General features: G+C 68.3%; 19 protein-coding genes. 7 read left to right on the top strand and 12 right to left on the bottom strand.

What is annotated here, in order from left to right; translation table 11 throughout:
* Positions 1 to 24 precede the first annotated feature (24 nt).
* Genes mreD through mreB form a run of 3 tightly spaced genes read right to left on the bottom strand, consistent with a single transcriptional unit; the run spans position 25 to position 2,606 of the window.
* Positions 25 to 513: a rod shape-determining protein MreD gene (mreD, locus tag FBY21_RS14500; protein WP_044409775.1), complete on the bottom strand. Its 489-nt coding sequence runs from the start codon at positions 511 to 513 to the stop codon at positions 25 to 27.
* Complete coding sequence (gene mreC / locus FBY21_RS14505; protein ID WP_142011903.1) at positions 513 to 1,535, bottom strand: rod shape-determining protein MreC; 1,023 nt, start codon at positions 1,533 to 1,535, stop codon at positions 513 to 515. The genes mreD and mreC overlap by 1 nt, the downstream gene beginning before the upstream one ends.
* A gap of 33 nt (positions 1,536 to 1,568) precedes the next feature.
* Positions 1,569 to 2,606: a rod shape-determining protein MreB gene (mreB, locus tag FBY21_RS14510; RefSeq protein WP_021217765.1), complete on the bottom strand. Its 1,038-nt coding sequence runs from the start codon at positions 2,604 to 2,606 to the stop codon at positions 1,569 to 1,571.
* Positions 2,607 to 2,828: 222 nt separating this feature from the next.
* Between mreB and gatC the strand changes: the two genes are divergently transcribed.
* The 5 genes from gatC to FBY21_RS14535 all read left to right on the top strand — a co-directional run bounded on the left by gatC (position 2,829) and on the right by FBY21_RS14535 (position 6,973).
* Positions 2,829 to 3,116 carry an Asp-tRNA(Asn)/Glu-tRNA(Gln) amidotransferase subunit GatC gene (gatC, locus tag FBY21_RS14515; RefSeq protein ID WP_074971634.1) on the top strand — a complete coding sequence of 96 codons (288 nt, stop codon included), beginning with the start codon at positions 2,829 to 2,831 and terminating at the stop codon, positions 3,114 to 3,116.
* A gap of 15 nt (positions 3,117 to 3,131) precedes the next feature.
* Positions 3,132 to 4,583 (top strand): Asp-tRNA(Asn)/Glu-tRNA(Gln) amidotransferase subunit GatA, encoded by a 1,452-nt coding sequence (gene gatA, locus FBY21_RS14520; protein WP_142011905.1) that lies wholly within the window; start codon positions 3,132 to 3,134, stop codon positions 4,581 to 4,583.
* Positions 4,584 to 4,594: 11 nt separating this feature from the next.
* Positions 4,595 to 6,040, top strand: a complete 1,446-nt coding sequence (gene gatB, locus FBY21_RS14525) for an Asp-tRNA(Asn)/Glu-tRNA(Gln) amidotransferase subunit GatB (RefSeq protein ID WP_074971636.1) — start codon at positions 4,595 to 4,597, stop codon at positions 6,038 to 6,040.
* 143 nt (positions 6,041 to 6,183) lie between these two features.
* A complete protein-coding gene (locus FBY21_RS14530) occupies positions 6,184 to 6,573 on the top strand; it encodes a septal ring lytic transglycosylase RlpA family protein (protein ID WP_142011908.1) in 390 nt (129 codons plus the stop codon).
* 13 nt (positions 6,574 to 6,586) lie between these two features.
* Positions 6,587 to 6,973, top strand: coding sequence for a carboxymuconolactone decarboxylase family protein (locus FBY21_RS14535; RefSeq protein WP_142011909.1), 387 nt, complete (start codon positions 6,587 to 6,589; stop codon positions 6,971 to 6,973).
* 343 nt (positions 6,974 to 7,316) lie between these two features.
* Here the strand turns inward: FBY21_RS14535 and FBY21_RS14540 are convergent, their stop codons facing one another.
* The 9 genes from FBY21_RS14540 to FBY21_RS14580 all read right to left on the bottom strand — a co-directional run bounded on the left by FBY21_RS14540 (position 7,317) and on the right by FBY21_RS14580 (position 20,724).
* Positions 7,317 to 8,111, bottom strand: coding sequence for a YfaP family protein (locus tag FBY21_RS14540; RefSeq protein WP_044409798.1), 795 nt, complete (start codon positions 8,109 to 8,111; stop codon positions 7,317 to 7,319).
* A 5-nt stretch (positions 8,112 to 8,116) separates the two neighbouring features.
* Entirely contained in the window at positions 8,117 to 9,772 is a 1,656-nt protein-coding gene (locus tag FBY21_RS14545; RefSeq protein WP_253543734.1) for a DUF2300 domain-containing protein, read from the bottom strand.
* Positions 9,773 to 9,774: 2 nt separating this feature from the next.
* A complete protein-coding gene (locus tag FBY21_RS14550) occupies positions 9,775 to 14,355 on the bottom strand; it encodes an alpha-2-macroglobulin family protein (protein ID WP_142011912.1) in 4,581 nt (1,526 codons plus the stop codon).
* Positions 14,352 to 14,990, bottom strand: coding sequence for a DUF1175 domain-containing protein (locus tag FBY21_RS14555; protein ID WP_107329472.1), 639 nt, complete (start codon positions 14,988 to 14,990; stop codon positions 14,352 to 14,354). Before FBY21_RS14555 ends, FBY21_RS14550 begins: the two co-directional genes overlap by 4 nt.
* Positions 14,990 to 16,678, bottom strand: coding sequence for a DUF2138 domain-containing protein (locus FBY21_RS14560; protein WP_044409849.1), 1,689 nt, complete (start codon positions 16,676 to 16,678; stop codon positions 14,990 to 14,992). Before FBY21_RS14560 ends, FBY21_RS14555 begins: the two co-directional genes overlap by 1 nt.
* A 35-nt stretch (positions 16,679 to 16,713) precedes the next feature.
* Entirely contained in the window at positions 16,714 to 17,505 is a 792-nt protein-coding gene (locus tag FBY21_RS14565) for a YfaP family protein (protein ID WP_074971640.1), read from the bottom strand.
* A 137-nt stretch (positions 17,506 to 17,642) separates the two neighbouring features.
* Positions 17,643 to 18,584: an AEC family transporter gene (locus FBY21_RS14570; protein ID WP_142011914.1), complete on the bottom strand. Its 942-nt coding sequence runs from the start codon at positions 18,582 to 18,584 to the stop codon at positions 17,643 to 17,645.
* Positions 18,585 to 18,884: 300 nt separating this feature from the next.
* A complete protein-coding gene (locus FBY21_RS14575) occupies positions 18,885 to 19,445 on the bottom strand; it encodes a response regulator transcription factor (protein WP_044409812.1) in 561 nt (186 codons plus the stop codon).
* 22 nt (positions 19,446 to 19,467) lie between these two features.
* The gene (locus FBY21_RS14580) at positions 19,468 to 20,724 is read right to left on the bottom strand and encodes an ATP-binding protein (protein ID WP_044409815.1); all 1,257 of its coding nucleotides are present in this window, start codon (positions 20,722 to 20,724) and stop codon (positions 19,468 to 19,470) included.
* Between the two features lie 261 nt (positions 20,725 to 20,985).
* Between FBY21_RS14580 and FBY21_RS14585 the strand changes: the two genes are divergently transcribed.
* Together FBY21_RS14585 and FBY21_RS14590 are read left to right on the top strand one after the other, a co-directional pair.
* Positions 20,986 to 21,702 carry an SIMPL domain-containing protein gene (locus tag FBY21_RS14585; protein ID WP_044409818.1) on the top strand — a complete coding sequence of 239 codons (717 nt, stop codon included), beginning with the start codon at positions 20,986 to 20,988 and terminating at the stop codon, positions 21,700 to 21,702.
* Between the two features lie 214 nt (positions 21,703 to 21,916).
* Entirely contained in the window at positions 21,917 to 23,518 is a 1,602-nt protein-coding gene (locus tag FBY21_RS14590) for an ABC transporter substrate-binding protein (protein WP_142011916.1), read from the top strand.
* Positions 23,519 to 23,608 lie beyond the last annotated feature (90 nt).

Consider the following 23,608-nt stretch of genomic DNA (forward strand, 5'->3'; position numbering starts at 1 on the left):
CCCCGCGGCATGGCCGCAAGGCGATCAGTGGACGTTGAGGCGCCGACTCAGGCCGCGCATGGCGGCGAAGACCCAGGGCCAGAGCAGCCCGCTCACCAGGGCGGGCAGGAGGAACAAGAGGGTCGGCGGGCGGTTGCCGGTGAGGGCGTTGAGCCAGAGCTGCACCAGTTGCGCCAGGCCGAAGACCACCATCAGCACCAGGCTCTGTTGCCACATGGGGAACATGCGCAGGCGCTGGTGCAGATTGAGCACGAGGAAGGTGACCAGGGCCAGCACCAGGGCGTTCTGCCCCAGCAGCGAGCCGTAGAGCACGTCCTGGGCGATGCCGACGATCCAGGCGGTGGTCATGCCCACGCGCTGGGGCAGCGCCAGGGTCCAGTAGGTCAGCAGCAGGGCGGGCCACAGCGGGCGACCGACCTCCATGAAGCTGGGCATCGGCGCGACGCTGAGCAGCAGGGAGACCAGCAGGCTGAAGCCGATCACCCAGCCATTGCGGGGGCGCGCAGTGGCCATCAGTGGTTGCCTCGGGAAGCGGGAGCCGCCTGGGCCGGCGCAGCGGGCGCAGCGGGCGCGGCTGCAGGCGCCGGGGATGCAGCAGGCGTCGCAGCCGGTGCCGGCTGTGCAGCGCCCTGGGGCTGGGCGGCCTTGCTGGCGGCCTCGCGGTCGGCGGCTTCCTGGGCCTCGGCAGCGGCGTTGGCACGCTCCTCGGGGCTCCGGGTGTCAGTGAATACCAGCAGCACGTAGCGGCTGCGGTTGAGGGCGGCGGTGGGCACCGCGCGGACGATGGCGAAGGGCTGGCCGGAGTCGTGGATGACTTCCTTCACGGTGGCCACCGGGTAGCCCGCCGGGAAGCGCTGGCCCATGCCGGAACTCACCAGCAGGTCGCCTTCCTTGATGTCGGCAGTATCGGCCACATGGCGCAGTTCCAGGCGCTCCGGGTTGCCGGTGCCGCTGGCGATGGCGCGCAGGCCGTTGCGGTTCACCTGCACCGGGATGCTGTGGGTGGTGTCGGTGAGCAGCAGCACGCGGGAGGTGTAGGGCATGACTTCCACCACCTGCCCCATCAGGCCACGGGCGTCGAGCACCGGCTGACCGAGGAACACGCCATCCTTCTCGCCCTTGTCGATGAGGATGCGGTGGGTGAAGGGGTTGGGGTCGACGCCGATCAGCTCGCCCACCAGCACCTTCTCGTCCACCAGGGCGGACGAGTTGAGCAGTTCGCGCAGGCGCACGTTCTGCTCGGTGAGGGCCGCCAGCTTCTGCAGCCGGCGCTGCATCAGCAGGGCCTCGGCCTTGAGCTTCTCGTTCTCGGCGATGAGCACGCTGCGGCTGGTGAACTGGTCGCTGATGCCGTCCCACACGCGCACGGGCAGGTCCGCCAGCCAGTAGAAGGGCGTGAGGACCGATCCCAGCTGGCTGCGAACGGGCTTGAGGGTCTCGAAGCGGGCGTCCACCACCATCAGGGCAGCGGACAGCACGGCGAACGCCAGCAGGCGCACGCCGAGCGAGGGTCCCTTGGCGAATAGCGGTTTGATGGGCCGCTCCTAAGGCGAATGGGCTCTCCGACCTTACTCGGTGGAGAGCAGGTCCATCGCGTGGCGATCCATCATTTCCAGGGCACGGCCGCCGCCACGGGCCACGCAGGTCAGCGGGTCCTCGGCGACGATCACCGGCAGGCCGGTTTCCTGGGAGAGCAGCTTGTCCAGGTCACGCAGCAGGGCGCCACCGCCGGTGAGCACCAGGCCACGCTCGGCGATGTCGGACGCCAGTTCCGGCGGGGATTGCTCCAGCGCGCTCTTCACCGCCTGGACGATGGTCGCCAGGGATTCCTGCAGCGCTTCGAGCACTTCGTTGGAGTTCAGGGTGAAGCTGCGCGGTACACCTTCGGCCAGGTTGCGGCCACGGACGTCGATCTCGCGGACCTCGCCACCGGGGAAGGCGGTGCCGATTTCCTGCTTGATGCGCTCGGCGGTGGATTCGCCGATCAGGCTGCCGTAGTTGCGGCGCACGTAGGTGACGATGGACTCGTCGAAACGGTCGCCGCCCACGCGTACGGATTCGGCATAGACCACGCCGTTCAGGGAGATCAGGGCGATCTCGGTGGTGCCGCCGCCGATGTCGACGACCATGGAACCACGGGCTTCCTCGACCGGCAGGCCGGCACCGATGGCCGCAGCCATGGGTTCTTCGATGAGGAACACTTCGCGGGCACCGGCGCCCAGGGCGGATTCACGGATGGCACGGCGCTCGACCTGGGTCGACTTGCACGGTACGCAGATCAGCACACGAGGGCTGGGCTGCAGGAAGCTGTTCTCGTGAACCTTGTTGATGAAGTACTGCAGCATCTTCTCGCAGACGCTGAAGTCAGCGATCACGCCGTCTTTCATCGGGCGGATGGCGGAAATATTGCCGGGAGTACGACCGAGCATGCGCTTGGCTTCGGTACCGACAGCCACGACGCTCTTCTGGTTGCCGTGGTTGCGGATCGCGACCACGGACGGCTCGTTCAGGACGATGCCGCGTTCGCGCACATAGATAAGGGTATTGGCAGTGCCCAGGTCGATCGACAGATCACTGGAAAACATGCCACGCAGTTTCTTGAACATGGGAGAGGGACCCTAGGCAACGCGTGGGTAAAAAAGTGCGGCAAACTCTAACAACGGCAGGGATTTTGGGCAAGGCAGGCGTTGTGCTAAATTGCCGGTTTTTCTGGGCCTCCGGGCCCATCATCGCGGCCTTTGACCGCCCGTTCGCGGTACCGTTCCCGACCCTCCTCCCACCCGGTCGGATGCCCCCGGCGGCCACCGCATTTTCAGTTGGAGAACCCGATGGCGCTTGAACGCTCCGACGTGGAAAAGATCGCCCACCTGGCCCGTCTGGGCCTGAACGAAGGCGATATCCCGCGTACCACCGAGACCCTGAACAACATCCTCGGCCTGATCGATGCGATGCAGGCCGTGGACACCGACGGCGTCGAGCCGCTGGCCCACCCCCTCGAAGCCACCCAGCGCCTGCGCGCTGACGAGGTGACCGAGGAGAACCACCGCGACGCCTACCAGGCCATCGCACCGGCCGTCGAGAACGGCCTCTACCTCGTCCCCAAAGTCATCGACTAAGGAAAGGGTTACCCCATGCATCAATTGACCCTGGCCGAGATCGCCCGCGCGCTGGCCGCCAAGGAATTCTCCTCCGAGGAGCTGAGCAGCGCCCTGCTGGCGCGCATCCAGACCCTCGACCCGCAGCTCAACAGCTTCATCACCATCACCGCCGACCAGGCCCTGGAACAGGCGCGTGCCGCCGACGCCCGTCGCGCCGCCGGCGAGAACGGCGCCCTGCTCGGTGCGCCGATCGCCCACAAGGACCTGTTCTGCACCCTCGATGTGCGCACCAGCTGCGGCTCGAAGATGCTCGACAACTTCAAGGCGCCCTATGACGCCACCGTGGTCGCGAAGCTCAAGGCCGCCGGCGCCGTCACCCTCGGCAAGCTGAACATGGACGAGTTCGCCATGGGCTCCGCCAACGAATCCAGCCACTACGGCCCGGTGAAGAACCCCTGGGCGCTGGACCGCGTGCCCGGCGGCTCCTCCGGTGGCTCCGCCGCCGCCGTCGCCGCGCGCCTGGTGCCCGCCGCCACCGGCACCGACACCGGCGGCTCGATCCGCCAGCCCGCCGCCTTCACCAACCTCACCGGCATCAAGCCCACCTACGGCCGCGTCTCGCGCTGGGGCATGGTGGCCTACGCCTCCAGCCTCGACCAGGGCGGCCCGCTGGCCCGCACCGCCGAGGACTGCGCCCTGATGCTCGGCGCCATCGCCGGCTTCGACCCGAAGGACAGCACCTGCGTCGACGCCCCGGTGGACGACTACCTCGCCGCCCTCGCCCAGCCCCTGGCCGGCCTGCGCATCGGCCTGCCGAAGGAGTACTTCGGTGCCGGCCTCGACGCACGCATCGGCGCGGCCGTGATGGCCGTGGTGGAAGAGCTGAAGAAGCTCGGCGCCACCGTCAAGGACATCTCGCTGCCCAACATGCAGCACGCCATCCCGGCCTACTACGTCATCGCCCCGGCCGAGGCCAGCTCCAACCTGTCGCGCTTCGACGGCGTGCGCTTCGGCCACCGCTGCGAAGACCCCAAGGACCTGATGGACCTGTACAAGCGCTCCCGCGCCGAAGGCTTCGGCAGCGAAGTGAAGCGCCGCATCATGGTCGGCACCTACGCCCTGTCCGCCGGCTACTACGACGCCTACTACCTCAAGGCCCAGAAGATCCGCCGCCTGATCAAGAACGACTTCGTCGCGGCCTTCGCCGATGTCGACGTCATCCTCGGCCCGACCACGCCCAACCCGGCCTGGAAACTGGGCGCGAAGAACAACGACCCCGTCGCCGAGTACCTGGAAGACATCTACACCATCACCGCCAACCTCGCCGGCCTGCCGGGGCTGTCCATGCCCGCCGGCTTCGTCGACGGCCTGCCGGTGGGCGTGCAGCTGCTTGCGCCCTACTTCCAGGAAGGCCGCCTGCTCAACGTGGCCCACCAGTACCAGCAGGTCACCGACTGGCACAAACAGGCCCCGGCCGGATTCTGAGGACGACACACATGCAATGGGAAACCGTGATCGGGCTGGAAATCCACGCACAGCTCAGCACCCAATCGAAGATCTTCTCCGCCAGCGCCACCACCTTCGGCGCCGAGCCCAACACCCAGGCCAGCCTGGTTGACCTGGGCATGCCCGGCACCCTGCCGGTGCTCAACGCGGAAGCCGTGCGCATGGCGCTCAAGTTCGGCCTGGCCATCGACGCCGAGATCGGCGCGCGCAACGTCTTCGCCCGCAAGAACTACTTCTACCCGGACCTGCCCAAGGGCTACCAGACCAGCCAGATGGACCTGCCCATCGTCGGCAAGGGCCACCTGGACATCACCCTGGAAGACGGCACAGTCAAGCGCATCGGCATCACCCGCGCGCACCTGGAAGAGGACGCCGGCAAGAGCCTGCACGAAGACTTCCACGGCATGAGCGGCATCGACCTGAACCGCGCCGGCACCCCGCTGCTGGAGATCGTCTCCGAGCCGGAGATGCGCAGCGCCAAGGAAGCCGTCGCCTACGCCAAGGCCATCCACGCCCTGGTGCGCTACCTCGGCATCTGCGACGGCAACATGGCCGAAGGCTCGCTGCGCTGCGACTGCAACGTCTCGGTGCGCCCCAAGGGCCAGGCCGAGTTCGGCACCCGCCGCGAGATCAAGAACGTCAACTCGTTCAAGTTCATCGAGCGCGCCATCAACGCCGAGATCGCCTGGCAGATCGACGAGCTGGAATCCGGCCGCAAGATCGTCCAGGAAACCGTGCTCTACGACGTGGCAGCCAACGAAACCCGCTCCATGCGCAGCAAGGAAGAAGCCAACGACTACCGCTACTTCCCCTGCCCCGACCTGCTGCCGGTGGTGATCGAGCAGAGCTTCCTCGACGAAGTGCGCGCCCAGCTGCCGGAGCTGCCGGTGCAGAAGCGCGAGCGTTTCGAAAGCCAGTTCGGCCTCTCCGCCTACGACGCCAGCGTGCTCTCCGCCAGCCGCGAGATGGCCGACTACTTCGAGGCCGTGCAGCGCACCTGCGGCGACGCCAAGCTGGCCGCCAACTGGGTAATGGGCGAGCTCTCCAGCCTGCTCAACAAGGACGGCCTGGAGATCGAGCAATCGCCGGTTTCCGCCGAGCACCTGGGCGGCATGATCCTGCGCATCAAGGACAACACCATCTCCGGCAAGATCGCCAAGATGGTCTTCGAAGCCATGGCCGCCGGTGAAGGCAGCGCCGACGCGATCATCGAGAAGAAGGGCCTCAAGCAGGTCACTGATTCCGGTGCCATCGAAGCCATGCTCGACGAAGTCCTCGCCGCCAACGCCGAGCAGGTCGAGCAGTACCGCGCCAGCGACGAAGCCAAGCGCGGCAAGATGTTCGGCTTCTTCGTCGGCCAGGCCATGAAAGCCTCCAAAGGCAAGGCCAACCCGGGGCAAGTGAACGAACTGCTGAAGAAGAAACTCGAAGGGTGAGCCGGACTGGCCAACCCATGGGTTGGCCCGGCGAACGACCGGCCACGGAGGGCCGGAACGGGATTCCCGGTTGACCCGGCGCAGCGTCAGGAAGCCCGACGCTGCGCACAAGCACCGGTCAACCGCTTCCTGGAGACGTCCTGATGTGGCGATCCCTCAGCTCACTTCCGCTGTTGGCCGGCCTGGCCCTGCTGGCCGGCTGCAGCACCCCCGACTTCTTTTCCGGTGAAACCGGCGGCACCTACCGTGAGGACGGCGAAGCCTCGTACTACGGCGCACGCCACCACGGCAAGCGCACCGCCAGCGGCGAGCGCTTCGACCAGAACGCTCTGACCGCCGCCCACCGCACCCTGCCCTTCGGCACCCGGGTGAAAGTCACCAACCTCAACAACGACCGCAGCGTCGTGGTGCGCATCAATGATCGCGGCCCCCATGTGCGCGGCCGCCTCATCGACCTCTCGCGCCGCGCCGCCGAAGCGCTGGACATGCTGCGCAGCGGCGTGGCCCCGGTGCGGCTGGAATCCCTCGACTGACTGGAGAATCACCATGAGCGAAGCACGCAAACCCGGCGTCCAGGTCCGCCGCGAAGTGATGGGCGACGCCTTCGTCGACCGCGCCCTGGGCAATGCCACCGAATTCACCCAGCCCCTGCAGGACTTCGTCAACGAACACGCCTGGGGCGGCGTGTGGAACCGCGAAGGGCTCGACCGCAAGACCCGCAGCCTCATCACCCTCGCCGCCCTCACCGCCCTGAAGTGCCCCCAGGAGCTGAAAGGCCACGTGCGCGGGGCCTTGAACAATGGCTGCAGCGTGGAGGAAATCCGCGAAGCGCTGCTGCACTGCGCGGTGTACGCCGGCGTACCGGCCGCCATCGACGCCTTCCGCGCCGCCCAGGAAGTGGTCGACGCCTGGCAGGCCAACCCGCAGGGCTGACGCCCGCCGGCGCCAAAACGGTGGGTGGGAAAAGCGTAGGGGGGATGGTGCTGTTCACCAAAGGAGCTGTCAGCGGCTTCGATGGTGGGCTGAAGCGGAACGCCGCCCGGCCCACCCTTCGGTTCCCGCGAGGGCTGACAGATCTTGAGGGAGAGCGACCGATAAGCCTCAGCCGCCGGCACGCCTTCACCCGTAGGATGTGGTGAGCCCGCGAACCGCATCAAACCCCGCTCACCAGGCCAACGTCGTGCGCACCGCTCGGCGCTCATACGACGCGTAGGGCGGTTCGCGCACCATCGATCCACCGCCCCAGCATGCGCCGAGGCTCAGCCCAAAGAACCGATCAGGGGTAGCTGAAGCTCTTCACCAGGGTGAGTTCGCCCGGCTGGCGCATGGGCACGATGAAGTTTTCCTGCTTCTCGCTCGGTGTGCCTTCCTCGGTGATGACCGTCACCTGGGCGGTGATCAGCGGCTGGGCAGGGCCTTCGGTGCCGTCGTCGCTGCCGTAGTAACCGCCGCCGTAGTAGTTCACGTACACCAGGTACTGCCCCTTGAGCGGGGTCGGGCTGGCGATCATTTCCGGGCCGTAGCCGGTGGTCACGTCCACGTCCAGCGCCGTGCCGTTGGGCGCGCTGCGGTCGCCGTACCAGATGTGGGCGCCGTCCGGCGTCACCAGGTGCAGGTCCAGGTCGGTGTTGTCGGCATCCCAGGAGAGCACCACGCGCATGCGTGCCGGTACGCCGCCCTTGGCCCGGCTGTAGAACTGCACGCGGTGGGATTGCTTGCCGTCCGGGCTGCGCACTTCGACGCTGTTGCTGCCGGAGGGGAACACGAAGGGCCGCTGGAAACTGCCGTCCTCGTCCACCTTCAGCGGCATGCTCACGCCGTTGACCACCAGGGTGCCGGGGCCGCTGGCCGCCTTCGGCATGCCGGTGATCGCACCCTTGATCAGCGCGGTATCGGCCTGGTCCGACGCGGTGTTGACCGAGGAGGCCGGGTAGTTGACCTCCTGCATGAAGTGCTCGCCCGAGCCGGCGCCTTCGCGCCAGCCACCGCGCGGCGTGTCGAGTCGCACCTCGGCGCTGGCGAGCAGCGGCGTCAGGGCCAGGAACAGGGAAGCAAGGGAGGCGCAGCGCATGGGGATCATTCCAGTAGCAGTTGGCGGGCGAGCCGCTCGACGTAGGCTTCGTCCTGGCCGTTGGGGTGGGCTTCGAAGGCCAGGTGCAGGTATTCGTGGGTCAGGTCGAGGCGGTCCTGCAGGGAAAACAGGCCGCGCACGAAGATGCGCCGCCGCTCGCGGTCGACATGGGGTCGACCGGAGGCCAGGCGGCACACCGAGAACTGCGGGATTTCAGCGTAGCCCGGCTCGGCATCCAGCACCGGGCGCCACTCGCGACGCTGGCGGCGCAGCCAGTCCTCGGCGTTGGGCAGGGCCTGGCAGGCTGCCACGGGCTTGTCCCAGCGGCTGAGGCTGGCGCGGGGGAAGGCACGGGCGAGGATGCTGTCGTAGCGCACGCCCTCCTTGGCCTCCGTCACGGCCTGCTGCCAGGACAGGCGATCCGGGCCGGCGCGCTCGCTGTGGTAGGTCACCGTGCTGCCGGCCAGCACCAGGTCGGCAGTCCAGGCGGCGATGGTGCGACTGGCAGCGGAAGCCGGGCGGGGGGCAACCCGCTGGCTGGAACTGCTGTCGTCGATGACCAGGCACTCGCCACGGCGCACGGCGTTCTGCACCAGGTAGGTCCGCACTGCCACGGCCAGGGCCTTGGCGGCCTCGACGGGTTCGGGTGCCGCCTCGCGGTCGAGCACGCGGGCCACGTAGTCCTCGCGCTCCAGGTGAGCGGTCAGCGCCAGGCCATCGTCACGGCGTTCCAGGAAGAGCTCGCCCTGGCTTTCGATGTCCAGGCGGTTGCCGTTCTCGAACAGCACCTGGTAGCGCCCGCGCAGGGCACCGGGCGCCACAGGCGTGGACTGGCCGGCGAGGCTCACCTCGCGCAGCGGATAGCGGCTGAACAGGCGCACCTCCACGCAGCTGCCCGGCTCGCGGGGCCAGCTCACCGGCAACGTGCGTTCGAGCACCTCGGCGTACTGCCCGAGAACGCGCTGGCTGGTGCCGGGGCCGCCGGCCCAGACCGGCGTGCCGTCGTTCAGCCAGCCGGCGAAGCCGCCCTGGCGGGCCTGGGGATCGGCGTCGGCGAGCCAGCTCCAGGTCTTCACCCGCAGGCGCGCGCCCAGGGTGGCGAGCACGCCGGCATCACGGGCCTGGAGCGGCACGTCGAGCAGCACGCGGCGGGCCTCGTCCTGGGCCGGCAGGGTCTGCAGCTGGGCCAGCAGGTCAGCCACCGGGACCCGCGCCTCGGGCTTCAGCGCATCGAGGCGTTGCAGCCAGGCCGGGGCACTGCGTGCCTGCCAGTAGCGGGACCAGTCATCCGGGGTCACGCCGAGGCGTGCCGGGTCGAAATACAGGCCGCAGGATTTCACCAGGGCCTGGTCACGGTCGATGCGTTCGCCGGGGTTGCAGCAATACACCTCGTCACGGTCGTGGCCGAGGCACTGGTAGCCAGGGTCCGGCTGTTGCCGGTCCACCAGGTAGGCATAGACGAAGAGTTTCCACAGGCTGCCCAGGGGCGCCTGGCGCTCGGCGGGCAAGGGACCGCGCGCCAACACGCGGCTGCGGTCCAGTTCGAGCAGTTCGTTACCGGCCGGGGTACGCCAAGCCAGGGCGAGGGGCGCCTCGGCGGCCCCCACCGGGAGGGCCGCCAGCGCCAGCAGCGCAGCGGCCACGCGCAGGCCCCTGGTCAATCTCAATCGACCTTGATCTGTCCCAGCGCCGGTTCGCTCTCCAGCGCCTGCTCCTGCGGCGCGTAGAGGCGGACGTAGCGCGCCGGCGGCAGCTGGAACTCGCCTTTCTGCGAGAAGCGCACCAGGTGACGCAGCACCAGGGCACCTTCCAGGCGATCCACCGGGACGGCGTAGACCATCTGCCCCGGCTCGTTGCGGGCCTTCTCCAGGGCGGAGGCTTCCTCGCCTTCCAGGCCGGAAACCTGGATGCCCCAGGTGGTGCGCTCGACATCGGCACCGGGCGGCAGCGGCACTTCCAGCAGGCCGTAGCGCAGGGCGCGGCCGGCCTGGGCGTTCAGCACCACTTCGTCCAGGTAGAGGGCGTCGCTGGAGATGTCACCGGGCTTGGCCTCTTCGGCCTTGAAGGTGAAGGGCTCGCTGCCCGGCACCAGGCGCAGCAGGCGGCGGCTGATCTCCACCGGCAGTGCGGCACCCGCGCCGGCAGCCTGGGCGCTCTGGTAATCCAGGCGCACGTCCACCGGGTGGGCCAGGTCGGTCGGCAGGTCGAGGGTGGCGGGCACGCCCTGGCCATGCCACTGCCAGTAGCGTTCGCCGCTGTCACCTTCGCGGGCCTGCCAGTCGCCTTGCGGGGCGATGGCCAGGTCCGGGCCGGCCTTGTCCAGGCTGCGCTGCAGCCAGGTCAGGGCCAGGGCGCGCTCGACGGTGGACTGCCCCGGCGCCAGGCGCTTGAGCAGGGCGGCCGCACGCACCGGGTCGGCCCCATTGAGGTACAGGCCGAGGGCTTCGGCGAAGGGCTGCTGGCTGGCGGACAGGCGCTCGCGGGCGGCACCCAGCTGGGCGTCCAGTGCAGCCGGCACGCGGACTTGCAGCTGACGGGCAAGACCGGCGGTGAGCACGCGGGCAGCCGCCAGGCCGAGGGACGACTCCGGTGCGGCCATCACCAGGCTGGCGCGGCCGTCGTCCACCTCGGGCACGTCCTCGCCGTCACCGGCGGCGGCCAGGTCGGCCATCAGGCCTTCCATCAGGGTGTTCACCGGCAGGCCCATGTCGCGGGCGAAGGCCAGCACCAGGGCACGCTGCAGCAGCGGGGTGTTGGGGGCCTGGGCGGCGTAGGTGTCCAGCACGCGCTGCCAGTGGTCCGGCGGCAGCTGAACCTCCAGGGCACGGCTGGTGTACCAGTCGGCGTAGTAGGCGTAGGCGGTGAGGAAGGCGTCGGCATCGGCCTCGTCGCCCCACCAGGTGAAGACCGCTTCCGGGCCGGCCATCTGCACCAGGCGCAGGCGACCGGTCTGCATGACCAGGCGCAGGCGATCACTCACGCGGCGCTCGCCCTGGGCCAGGGTCGGGTAGGCCGCGGCCAGCGGCAGCAGGCGGCTGGCGGTCTGCTCGACGCCGCCATAGGGGTAGGCGAGCAGGTCGTCGAGGGCGCCACGGAACAGGGCCTGGCCGTTGTCGTCCTGGCGCAGGCGGATGGCGCTGGCGTCGGCCGGCAGGCCCAGCTCGGTCTTGCCGGCGTAGGCCACCAGGCTCTTGCTCTGGGCACTCGGCCAACCGTCGGCGGCCAGGTGCAGGGCCACGTCGAGGGCATCGACGGCCTGGCCGTCACGCACCAGTTCGGCGTGGAAGTCCCCTTCGGCCACGGCCGGAACCGTCAGCGGCAGGTAGTTGATGCCCTTGGCCAGTTCCACCGTGGTGCGCTGTTCCTGGCCGGCGTAACGGGTCACCAGCTCGGCCTTGGAACCGGATTCGCCCTGGTTGAAGGCGAACAGGCCGAGGGTCGGGCGGTCGCCCTTGCGGAAGCTGGTGGGGCCGCTCCACTTGAGGTACAGCGGCTTCTCGGAGCGCACGAACTGGCGCTTCTGGCCCACCTGGCCATCGGCGTTCATGGCCCGCGCGGTGATGCGCCAGCGGGTCAGGGAGTCCGGCACGCGGAAGCTGAAGCGCACCTTGCCGTTGGCGTCGGTGACCAGGTCCGGCTGCCAGGCAGCGGTGTCCACGTCCTCGCGGCGCGGACGCTCCAGCACCTTCACGCCACGGTCGCTGCGGTTGGCGCGGCCGGGCGCGGTGGCGCTGCCGGGCAGGGCCAGGTCGTAGGCGATGAACGAGAGGCTGGCGCTGGTGCGCACGTTGTTGCGGCGCGGGTGGTAGAAGAACTGGTCGATGCCCGGGGCGATCTCCGGCTGCAGTGCGTAGATCATCTCGTCCACCACGCTGACGGTGAGGCGCGAGGCGGTGGGCTTGCCTTCGTAGCGGGTGGTCAGCTCGACGGTGACGGTGTCACCCGGGCGGGCCACTTCCTTGTCGGCCACCACCTCGATGTCGATCTGCGGCGTGGCCACCTTGATGCCGGCGTTCTGGAAGCTGTAGTCGCCGCCACGGGTGTACAGCGCGGAGAAGGTGATGTTGGGCGAGAAGGTCTTGCCCACCGGGATACGCGCGCGGTACTGGGTGTCGGAGAGGCGCTCCAGCTTCAGCCAGTCGCCGCCCTTGGACAGCAGTGCGGTGGCCTCCACCTTGTCGCGCTCCAGGGTCAGCAGGGCATCGCTCACCGGCTCGGGGAAGGTGATCAGCGCCAGGGCTTCCTCGCCGGCCTTGTACTCGGCCTTGTCGAGGACAATCTCGATGGTGCCGGCCACGGACTTCACGCCGTCGCCGCTGACCGAGTGGCCGGTGGCGCCGAGGATCAGGCCCTTGTCGTCCTTCAGGGTGATGCTGTAGGTGCCGGGACGCTCGAACTTCAGGTCGAAGCCGTCGCTGCCGCCGGCCAGGGTGCCACCCTGGGTGCTCTGGTCTTCCAGGCGGACCCAGTCGTAGCGGGCCGGCTTGAGGTCGCTCGGGCGCTCGCTGCGGAAGCTGAAGTGCACCGACTCACCGGCGCTGCTGAAGCGCTGCGGCGCGGTGAGGGCGTAGCGGGCGGCGCCGCGTTCGATGAGGATCTCCTTGCTGGTGCGCACGCGGTAGGCGGCGCCGTCGCTGGCGAACACGGTGAGCAGGTAGCGGCTGGGTTTCTCGGCGGCCGGCAGGTTGAGTTCGGCACGGCCCTGGGCGTCGGTGGTGAGCTCGGTGCTCTCCAGCTCCACCGGGAACTGCCCGAGGTACTGCAGCTCGTTGTCGATCATCGACAGCTGCTGAGCGCGCAGGCTCAGTTGCAGGCGGGCGTTGGCCACCGGCTTGCCGTCCGGGTAGAGCAGTACCAATGCGCCCTTCACCGGCTCGCCGGTGCGGAAGTCCGGCTTGGCCAGGTCCAGCGACACTTCGAAGTGCGGCTTGATGTACTCGGCCACGCGGAAGGCGCTGCTGTAGATCTGGTCGCGGTAGCGGAAGCGCAGTTCATAGCCACCGGCCACGGCGTTGCGCGGCAGCTGGAAGCGACCCTGGGTGCCGGACTGGCCGTCCAGCGCCAGGTCCAGGGTCTGCAGCTCGGTGCCGTTGGCGTCGAGCACGCTGAGCTTCAGCGGCGCGGCGGTGGGGGCGACCGAGTCGCGGGCGTTCTTGAATTCGCGGCCGACGATCTTCACCTCGACCCAATCGCCCGGGCGGTACAGCGGGCGGTCGGTGAAGGCGTAGAGCTTGGTGTCGTAGATCTCGCTGTCGTAATAGAAGTTCTCGGAGACGAACACGCCGCCCTCGGCGTCCTCGCCCAGCACGTAGGAGCGCTCGGGGCTGCCGTGGCCGAGGCGCAGCAGGCCCTGGGCGTCGGTGGTGCCGCTGGTCATCACGCCCAGGCCGTCGCTCCACAGCACCTTGGCATCGGCCACGGGCGTGCCTTCGTGCTTGCGGGCGGTCCACACCAGCAGCTCGTTGCCGGCGATCTTGCTCACGGCCACGGTGTTGGAGACGAACACCACGGTGGTGGCGCGGTACTTGCCGACGATGGCTTCGGTCAGGTACAGGCCGGGCTTGAGCTTGCCGAGGGGGATGTAGACGTTGCCCGGCTGGGTGCTGGTGAACTGGCTGGAAGATCCGGCCAGCTCGACGCCCTTCGGCGGCTCGATGGGCTTGGCCTGCCACAGCGGGTAACGGAACTGCGCCACCATCGGCATGCCCTTGAGCGGCGCGTATTGCACCTGCGGGGTGAACTCGGTGGGCTGGCGGATGGCCTCGCCCATGCTCAGTTCGGGGGCTTCTTCGGTGACCTGCTTGCGCGACTCGTAGGAGAAGGCCCGCTGCATCACCCGACGCGACTTGCGGTACCAGTTGTCCCAGAGGTAGGCCAGGGTGTTGGAGAGGCCCTCGCCCTTGAAGTCGCCCTCGGTGCTCACGCGGTGCAGGTTCTTCTGCCGCTTGAGGAAGTCGAGGGGGTTCTCGATGCGGTACACGCGGATATCGACGCCGCCGTACTCCTCCATCCGGTAGCGACGGTAGTCGCGGCCCGGAGCCTCCAGGCGCACCTGGGCCACTTCATCGGTGGCGAAGCTGCTGTCGGAGAGCAGGAAGAAGGACTCGCCCGCCATGGGCGTGTAGCCGCTGGCCGGTACCTCGTCCTCGGCCTGGGTGAGCGCCGGCAGGGCCAGGGGCAGTACCAGCGCCATGAGCGCGGCAGCGGACAGGCGCGCCGCACGGCGCAGGGGGCTGGCGTTCATCGGGCGAGGAAGTTCAGTCGATAGATGCCGATAAAGTTGGGGTTGGATTCGTCGGGGATCCATCGGGTGTCCTTCCATTTCATGAGTTGTTGCAGGCTGACGGAGCGCATGCCGTTATCGGTCGGGGTGCTGGTGCCGGTGTGGTAGGCGATTTCCCGCCCCATCCAGATCATCAGGTGCTGGTCATCACCCTGGTCGAAGAAGATCAGGTCGCCGGGACGGGCCTGGTTGAGGTCGCGGCCGGCGAACCGGCTGTTGTGCTGAATGAGTTTGATGGCGTTGACGTAGGGGCCGACCTTGCCACCGCCCTGCTGCCAGTTCTGTGCGAGCTGGCGCTGGGCGTCGCTCAGTTCCAGCTCCGGCGGCAGGTAGCGGTTGGACAGGCCATTGGCACGCAGCCACTTGGCGTCGTGGACCTTGAGCGCCTCGTTGGCGGCGAAGCGCACCAGGCCGGCGCAATCCTGCTGGTGCCAGCGCGGGCTCGGGCCCTGGCGCAACTGCTCCTGGGCGATGCGCACGAACCAGGCGCGGAACACCTGGGACTGCTCGGGGTCGAGCCCCACCGTTTCGTCGGCGCGCAGCACCAGGCTCCACGCCATCAGCAGCGCGGCCAGCCCGAACGGCAGGCGACGGATCACAGGGAGCGCCATTCCAGGGGCAGCCATTCCCACGGGTCGCTGGCCTGGGTGTCGGCCGGCAGTGCCAGGGCGTACTTGCCGTGGCCACCGAGGGCCCGCAGCTTGGGCAGCAGGTGGGCTTCGGCGGCGTTGCGGAACACCGGTTCGTCGTTGCTCGGCAGGCTGTCGAGGGTTTCCCGCTCCAGCAGCTTGGCCAGGCCTTCGGGGGCCAGGTAGGCCGGCACCAGGGCGTCCTTGGGCAGGGTCTCGCCCAGGGGCGGGAAGCGCTTGTCGAGGGTATCCAGGCCCTTGGTCACCAGCTTGTCGTCCAGGGAGAACAGCAGGGTGTCGCCATGGCGCGCCAGGCTCACGTGGAAGTAGCCACGGGAGGCCAGGGCATCGGGGTTGGCGCTCTGGGATGCAGGGTACTGGCCGAAGTTGGAACCGACGTCGCGGGCCCAGATGCGGGCGGCGCCACGGGTCTGGCTCTCCAGCGGGAAGCGGCCGCCTTCGGCATAGGGTTCGAAGGCACCGATCACCGAGCCGAACAGGCCTTCGATGGCCGGGTCCATCTGGCCGGAGGCCGCCTCGTCGAGGTGGGCCACCAGCAGCGGCGAGTGCAGGCGGGAGTCGGCGTACCAGCACAGGCCGGCGGTGGTGCCGAGGCGCTTGCCGAGCTGTTCGGTGACCTCCTTGCCGGCACCGACGCGGTCCAGCAGGCGGGCATTCACGCCCGGTGCCACGGGCAGCGCGACACAGGCGCTGGCGCCCATGGGCATGGCCTGCCACACGGGTTTGAAGTCGAACTTGGCCTGGTCGTCCACCTCGTTGAGGGCGACGTAGCTGCGCCAGCCCTTGTCGTCCATCTCGAAGCGCAGGCCGGCGAAGCTGGGCAGGAAGCGCTGGTAGCCGAAGGCGAGGAATTCGCCGCCCAGGGCGATACGCTGCTGTTCCTGGCCACGGGCCTTGAGGCCGAAGCGCTCGGGGAAGGGATCGTCGCCGGCCATCAGGCCTTCGACCGTCTCGGTCTCGGCGCGGGCCAGCTTGCCGGATTCGTCCAGCAGCATGCCGGGGCTGGAGAGCACCAGCAGCTTGTCGCCATGACTGGCCAGCAGCACCGAACGCTCGCCCAGGTAGCGCAGGCTGTAGAGCGGCACGCTGTCGCCGTCCACCCGCAGCTCGCCCACCTGGCTCAGCTGGGTGTCGTCCAGGGCGGCGTGGGCCAGGGGCTCCAGCACGCGGGCCAGGCCGCCGCGCTGCAGGGTCACCAGCACGTGCTTGAGCTTGCCGTCGGCACCCCGCCAGGCCGCGACTTCAGCCGGCTGGTCGAGCAGTTCGTCGATCAGCGAGTCCTGCAGCTTGAGGTCGTGCTCGTAGATGATGCGACGCAGGCTGCCGGCCAGGCCGAGGCGGTCGGCGTTGTCCTGGTAGTAGAAGACGAAGTCCTCGGTGAGGGTGTCGCGCAGCAGCGGCACCGCGAGGATGTCCTTGGGCAGGCGGCTGAGGGAGGCGCTTTCGATCAGGGCGTCAGGGCGCTTGAGGTCCAGCCCCAGGGCGCTCTGTTCCGCCAGGTCGCGCGGCTCCTGCTTGTCGCAGCCCCCCAGCAGGCCGGCGGCCGCCAGCGGCAGCAGCAGGCCGAGGGCCAGAGCGCGCGGGTGACGCGCCAGGGCAGTGCGGGCGCTTTCAGGAGTGGTGTTCTGGTTCATGGTGAAAAACCCCGGTTCATCCACGCGGCGGGACATCAGAAGTTGAAGGATTTGACGAGCACCAGCTCACCGATGGCCCGCAAGGGCACGACGAAGGACTCACGCTTCTCGTTCACGGTGTTCTCGTTGAACACCAGGCTGATCTGCGACGTGATGACCTCGTTCTGGTTGCTGCCGGCTTCGAAGTTGTAGCCATTGGCGCCGTAGTTGCCCCAGTAGTTCACGTACACCAGGTAGGTGCCGTGCAGGGGCGCGGCCATGGTGAACATTTCCGGGCCGGGGCCGTCGACGCTGTCGGTGTCCAGGCCGCCGCCGTTGCTCATCACCGGGTCGGCCCAGAAGGCGTGCTGGCCGTCGGGGGTGACGATGTGCAGGTCGAGTTCGGCCTTGGGATCGTCCCAGCCGAGCACCACGCGCAGGCGCGCCGGGGTGCGGCCGGTGTTGGCTTCGTAGAACTGCACGCGCTTGAGCGACTTGCCGTCGCCAGACACCACTTCGACGCTGTTGGAGCCGGCACCGAACGCGTACGGGCGGACGAAACGTCCGGCGTCATCGGTGTAGAGCGGCAGTGGGTTGCCGTTGACCACCAGGCGGTGCGGCGGGCGGACGTGGCCGATGTTGGCCAGGCGTCCTTCGATGAGGGTGCGGTTGCGCTGTGCGCCCCGGTCGATGGGCGGCGTCGGGTAGGCAACCGCCGGGTTTTCGCTGCGATCGAGCAGGCCGGCGTAGCGCCAGCCAGCACTGGGGCCCTCCAGCGTCGCGGACGGCTCGGCCGCCCAGACAAGGGGGGCCAGGAGCAGCAGGCTGAGCAGCGAAACGGCGCGCATGTTTAATCCGTTAATGGCGCAAAGGCCGCGATGCTAGCCCTCCCCACGCCAAGACGCAACGCGCGGGACCGAGGAGTCGGAAGCGCCTCACATTTTGATACAGCTTGCCCAAGGCCCCGCAGACCGGGGCACCGGGCCTAGATCAGGCCCAGCAGCTGCAGGCTCAGCAGGCCGATGTTGGTGGTCACCACGGCGGCCAGGGTGGTGATGACGATGATGGAGGCAGCCAGCGCATGGTTGCCGTTCACCGCCCGCGCCATGACGAAGCTGGCGGCAGCCGTGGGGCTGCCGAAGTAGAGGAAGAGGATCGCCAGCTCGGCCTGGCGGAACCCCAGGGCCCAGGCACCGGCGGTGGCCAGCAGCGGCAGCCAGACCATCTTCATCAGGCTGGAGCTGATGGCCAGGCGGCCGCTCTCGCGCAGGGACGCCAGCGACAGGGTGCCGCCGATGCAGATCAGCGCCAGCGGCAGGGTCATCTGGGCGAAGTACTCGCCGGAGGTGATCAGCCAGGCCGGCAGTGGCAGTTGCAGGTAGGCCACGGGGATGGCGGCGAGCACGCCGATGATCAGCGGATTCTTCAGCACGCCCTTGATCAGGCTCCAGGGATCGGCGCGCATGCCCGGTGCGTAGACCGTCAGCACGATGGAGGACAGGGTGTTGTAGCAGAGGATCACCACGCCTCCGAGCAGCCCGCCCACCGACAGGCCGTAGTCGCCGTACATGCTGGTGGCCAGGGCGAGGCCGATGATGCCGTTGTTTCCACGGAACGCACCCTGGGTGTAGATGCCCCGATCCGCCTCCGGGCAGCGCCAGAGGGCCCAGAGCCAGGCCAGGCCGAAGCAGCCCAGGGTGGCCACGACGAAGTAGGCGATGAGCGCGGGCTGCAGGGCAGTGCTCAGGTCCGCCTTGACGATGCCGAGGAACAGCAGGGTCGGCATGGTGCCGCGGAAGACCAGGCTGGAGGCGGTGTCGATGAAAGGGGCGTCGATCCAGCCCAGGCGGCGCAGCAACACGCCGAGGAACAGCATGGAGAACACCGGGGCGGTGATGCCGAGGATCTGCTGGACGACGGAGAACATGACGGGCCTGGGCGGGATTGGTTAGGCGGCTAAGAATACCAAGGCCCGGCCACCAGTGGCTTTCAGGACGCTTTCAGGGAAGAAAAACCGGAGGGTCCTGAGCGACCCTTGGCTTGAGGGGGGAAGCCTGATCGCGGATGAACCCGTGCCTGTGGGGTGGCGGCGCTGCGCGCCGCTTGGCGACTGAAGTCGCCCCTGCAGGTGCGGTGCCGTAGGCGTAGCCCGGACTTCAATTCGGGACTGGTCGCCCACTCCGCTCCCGGGCTGAAGCCCGGGCTACGGAGCGCGCCGCGTACGGCCTCAGCGACGGACCGGGCGCTTCTGCAGCTTGCGCTGCAGGGTACGGCGGTGCATGCCCAGGGCGCGAGCGGTGGCGGAGATGTTGCCATCGTGCTCGGCCAGCACGCGCTGGATGTGCTCCCACTGCAGGCGGTCCACCGACATGGGGTTCTCCGGCACCAGGCTTTCCACGTCGGCCTGCTGGGACAGCAGCGCGGTCAGCACGTCGTCGGCGTCGGCCGGCTTGCACAGGTAGTTGGTGGCGCCGCGTTTGATGGCCTCCACAGCGGTGGCGATGCTGGAGTAGCCGGTGAGGATGACCACCCGCATGTCCGGGTCCAGCTCCAGCAGCTTGGGCAGCAGCACCAGGCCGGAGTCGCCTTCCATCTTCAGGTCCAGCACGGCGTAGTCCGGCAGGTCGTCCTTGGCCAGGGCCAGGCCCTCGTCGGCCGAGCCGGCCACCGACACGCGCAGGCCCCGGCGGCTCATGGCGCGGGCCATGACGCGGGTAAAGGTGGCGTCGTCGTCCACCAGCAGCAGGTGGGGCTGTTCTTCGCCGTCGATCAGGGGTTCTTCGCTCATGTCGAGTCCTCTCGTGGTGGGCTCAGGCGACACCGTGGCTGCGGGGTAGGCGCAGCTCGGTGAGGGTACCGCCCTCTTCGTGGTTGTACAGCTTCACCGTGCCACCGGCGCGCGTCACGCTGGCCTGGCTGAGGAACAGGCCGAGGCCGAATCCCTTGCCCTTGGTGGTGAAGAAGGGCCGGCCGAGTTGCTCGGCGATGGCCAGGGGAACGCCGGCGCCCTGGTCGCGGATGCTCAGCACCATCCATTGATGGTCCCAGTCCAGGCGAATGTCGAGTTTCTCCGGACAGGCGTCGGCAGCGTTGTTCAGCAGGTTCAGCAGGGCCTGGGTCAGGTCGGCCGGCGGGCGCAGGCGCGGCGCCAGGCCAACGCCCAGGCACTGGTAGCGGTAGGTGGCTTCCGGGCGCATCAGGTGCCAGCGGTTGAGGGTCGCCTCCAGCCACTCCACGGCGGTCTGGTCCACCACGGCCTGACGGCGGTCCGCCTCGGCGGCGCGCACCAGTTGCTGCAGGGTTTCCTTGCACAGCTTCACCTGCTCCTGCAGCAACGCCAGGTCATCCTGCAGGGCCGGCTTGTCGCCGTACTCCTGGCGCAGCTCCTTGAGCAGCACGCTCATGGTCGCCAGCGGGGTGCCCAGCTCGTGAGCGGCGCCGGCGGCCTGGGTGGCCACGGCCAGCAGCTGCTGGTCACGCATGCTTTCCTCGCGGCGCACGGCGCGCAGCTGGTCCTGGCGGCGCAGCTCCTCGGTCATGCGGGCGGCGAAGAAGGTGATCAGTGCCGCTGCCAGGGCAAAGCTCAGCCACATGCCGTAGATCAGCATCGCCTCGCGCTGCTCCACCGGCATCTCCAGCGGGTGGAACCACACCAGCAGCAGGGTGTACGCCGCCAGCGCCAGCCCCGCCAACACCAGGGTGTAGACCCAGGGCAAGGTGGCGGCGGCGATGGTCAGCGGCACCAGGTAATAGGAAACGAAGGGGTTGGTGGAGCCGCCCGAGTAATAGAGCAGCACGCTGTGGATGACCAGGTCGCAGGCCAGCTGCACCGAATACTCCAGCTCGGTGACCGGCCACGGGCCGCGCAGGCGCAGGGTGGTGCTCACACAGAGCACCAGCGACACCGCCAGGGTCACCGACAGCTCCAGCCAGGGCAGTTCCAGCAATTGCGCGCGGTAGGCAAGGCCCACCGAACCGGCCTGGGCGGCCAGTACGAGCACACGGATGAGGGTCAGACGCAGGAGGTTCTGCCGGCTGGCGGACAGGTGGTGTAAGGGTTCGAGCATGGGCACTCCAAGAATTCGGCGGAGTATAACCAAGGCGCCTGGCGCACCGCTGATATGCGTCAACTCGCCGCATCGTTGCGCGGCGTTGGCTCATGGACAGCGCGACTGCGCAGCCTGCGTGCCAGAGCGGCTGGAAAGGCGGGCCCGTGATCGAACGAAAAAAAATCCTGCGGTCTTAACCCGGACCGCACGGAACGCCCGTCTACCCTGTTGACTGCCGCAAACCGCGCGCACACCCACTGCCTCTCACAAGGAGCCGACATGCAAGCCATCACCCGCCTCTCCGCCGCCCTCGCCCTGGCCACCGCCGCCTTCGCCAGCCTCCCGGCCATGGCCGACGAGGCGCGCTACAACCAGGTGGCCCTGCGTGCCGAGGTCAGCCAGGACGTGGCCCATGACCTGATGCACGTCACCCTGTTCAGCGAATCCGAGAACAGCGACCCGGCCAAACTGGCCGCCGAGATCACCCGCACCCTCAACGCCGCCGTCGAGAAGGCCCGCGCCACCAAGGGCATCACCGTCAGCCTCGGCAGCCGCAACAGCTACCCGGTCTACGACGACAAGGGCCAGAAGATCACCCGCTGGCGCGAGCGCGCCGAAGTGCGCCTGGAAAGCGCCGACTTCGCCGCCCTGTCCCAGCTCAGCGCCGACCTGATGGGCAGCCTGAAGATGGCCGGCATGGACTTCAGCATCGCCGACGCCACCCGCAAGAAGAACGAAGACGCCCTGCTGAAGGATGCCGTCGACGCCTTCAAGGCCCGCGCCCAACTGGCGACCCAGGCCCTGGGCGGCTCCGGCTACAAGCTGGTGAGCCTCAACCTCAACAGCGACGGTTTCCAGCCGCGCCCGATGATGGCCATGCGCGCCGCCAAGGCCAGCATGATGATGGCCGAAGACGCCCCGGCACCGGAGATCGAAGCCGGCACCAGCCGCGTCAACGTCACCGCCGATGGCGTCATCGAGGTGCAGATGCCCTGACACGGGGCCAGGGCCACCCGCACGAACGGGTGGCCCCAGGCTGCGAACGGTCGCGAACTTGCAGAATTGCGACACCGCCTTACAGCATCGTCACAGCTTCTACACTCATGTCCCACCATGGCTTGCCTCGGGCATGTGCCATGCATAGTTTCGGGCGAGGCGCCTTACGAGGGCGCCCCTCACGATGAAGAACACAACAAGACATGAGGTCAAAATGCGTAAAAACGCCGTCATCCAAGCGATTCTCGCCGCCGGGCTGATCGCCGGCGCACCGCTGGCCAGCGCCGCCGGTAACCTGGTGTTCTGCTCCGAAGGCAGCCCCGCCGGCTTCGACCCCGGCCAGTACACCACCGGCACCGACTTCGACGCCGCCGCCGAGACCGTCTTCAACCGCCTGACCCAGTTCGAACGGGGCGGCACCGCCGTCATCCCCGGCCTGGCGGAGAAGTGGGACGTCTCCCCCGACGCCCTCACCTACACCTTCCACCTGCGCCCGGGCGTGAAGTTCCACACCACCGAGTACTTCAAGCCCACCCGCACCTTCAACGCCGACGACGTGCTGTTCACCTTCCAGCGCATGCTCGACAAGGAGCACCCGTTCCGTAAGGCCTACCCCACCGAATTCCCCTACTTCACCGACATGGGCATGGACGCCAACATCGCCAAGGTCGAGAAGCTGGACGACATGACCGTCAAGTTCACCCTCAACCAGGTGGACGCCGCCTTCATCCAGAACCTCGCCATGAGCTTCGCCTCCATCCAGTCCGCCGAATACGCCGACCAGCTGCTCAAGCAGGGCAAGGCCGCCGACCTCAACCAGAAGCCCATCGGCACCGGCCCGTTCGTGTTCAAGCGCTACCAGAAGGACGCGCAGATCCGCTTCGCCGGCAACAAGGACTACTGGAAGCCCGAGGACGTGAAGATCGACAACCTGATCTTCGCCATCAACACCGACGCCTCCGTGCGCATGCAGAAGCTCAAGGCCGGCGAGTGCCAGATCACCCTCTTCCCCCGCCCCGCCGACCTCGAGGCGCTGAAGAAGGACACCAACCTCAACATGCCGTCCCAGCCGGGCTTCAACCTCGGCTACATCGCTTACAACGTCACCCACAAGCCCTTCGACAAACTCGAAGTGCGCCAGGCGCTGGACATGGCGGTGAACAAGAAGGCCATCATCGACGCCGTCTACCAGGGCGCCGGCCAGCTCGCCGTCAACGGCATGCCGCCGACCCAGTGGTCCTACGACGAGACCATCAAGGACGCCGGCTACAACCCCGACAAGGCCAAGGAACTGCTCAAGGCCGCCGGGGTGGCCGAAGGCACCGAGATCACCCTCTGGGCCATGCCCGTGCAGCGCCCCTACAACCCCAACGCCAAGCTGATGGCCGAAATGCTGCAGGCCGACTGGGCCAAGGTCGGCATCAAGGCGCGCATCGTCACCTACGAATGGGGCGAGTACATCAAGCGCGCCAAGGGCGGCGAGCACGACGCCATGCTGATCGGCTGGAGCGGCGACAACGGCGACCCGGACAACTGGCTCGGCACCCTCTATGGCTGCGACGCCATCGACGGCAACAACTTCTCCAAGTGGTGCAACACCGACTACGACAAGCTGGTCAAGCAGGCCAAGGCCAACCCCGACCAGGCCCAGCGCACCGAGCTGTACAAGCAGGCCCAGCACATCCTCAAGGACCAGGTGCCGATCACCCCGATCGCCCACTCCACGGTCTACCAGCCGATGCGCAAGAACGTGCAGGACTTCAAGATCAGCCCGTTCGCCCTCAACTCGTTCTACGGCGTGAGCGTCGGCAAGTAACCCGGCAGGCGGGGCACCACGCCCCGCCCTCCCGGCACCAGGCGCCCGCACCAGGGCGCCCTCCCCCACCCGCCACCGCAGGCACGCATT

The organism is Pseudomonas sp. SLBN-26 (assembly GCF_006715895.1).
Lineage (GTDB): Bacteria > Pseudomonadota > Gammaproteobacteria > Pseudomonadales > Pseudomonadaceae > Metapseudomonas > Metapseudomonas otitidis.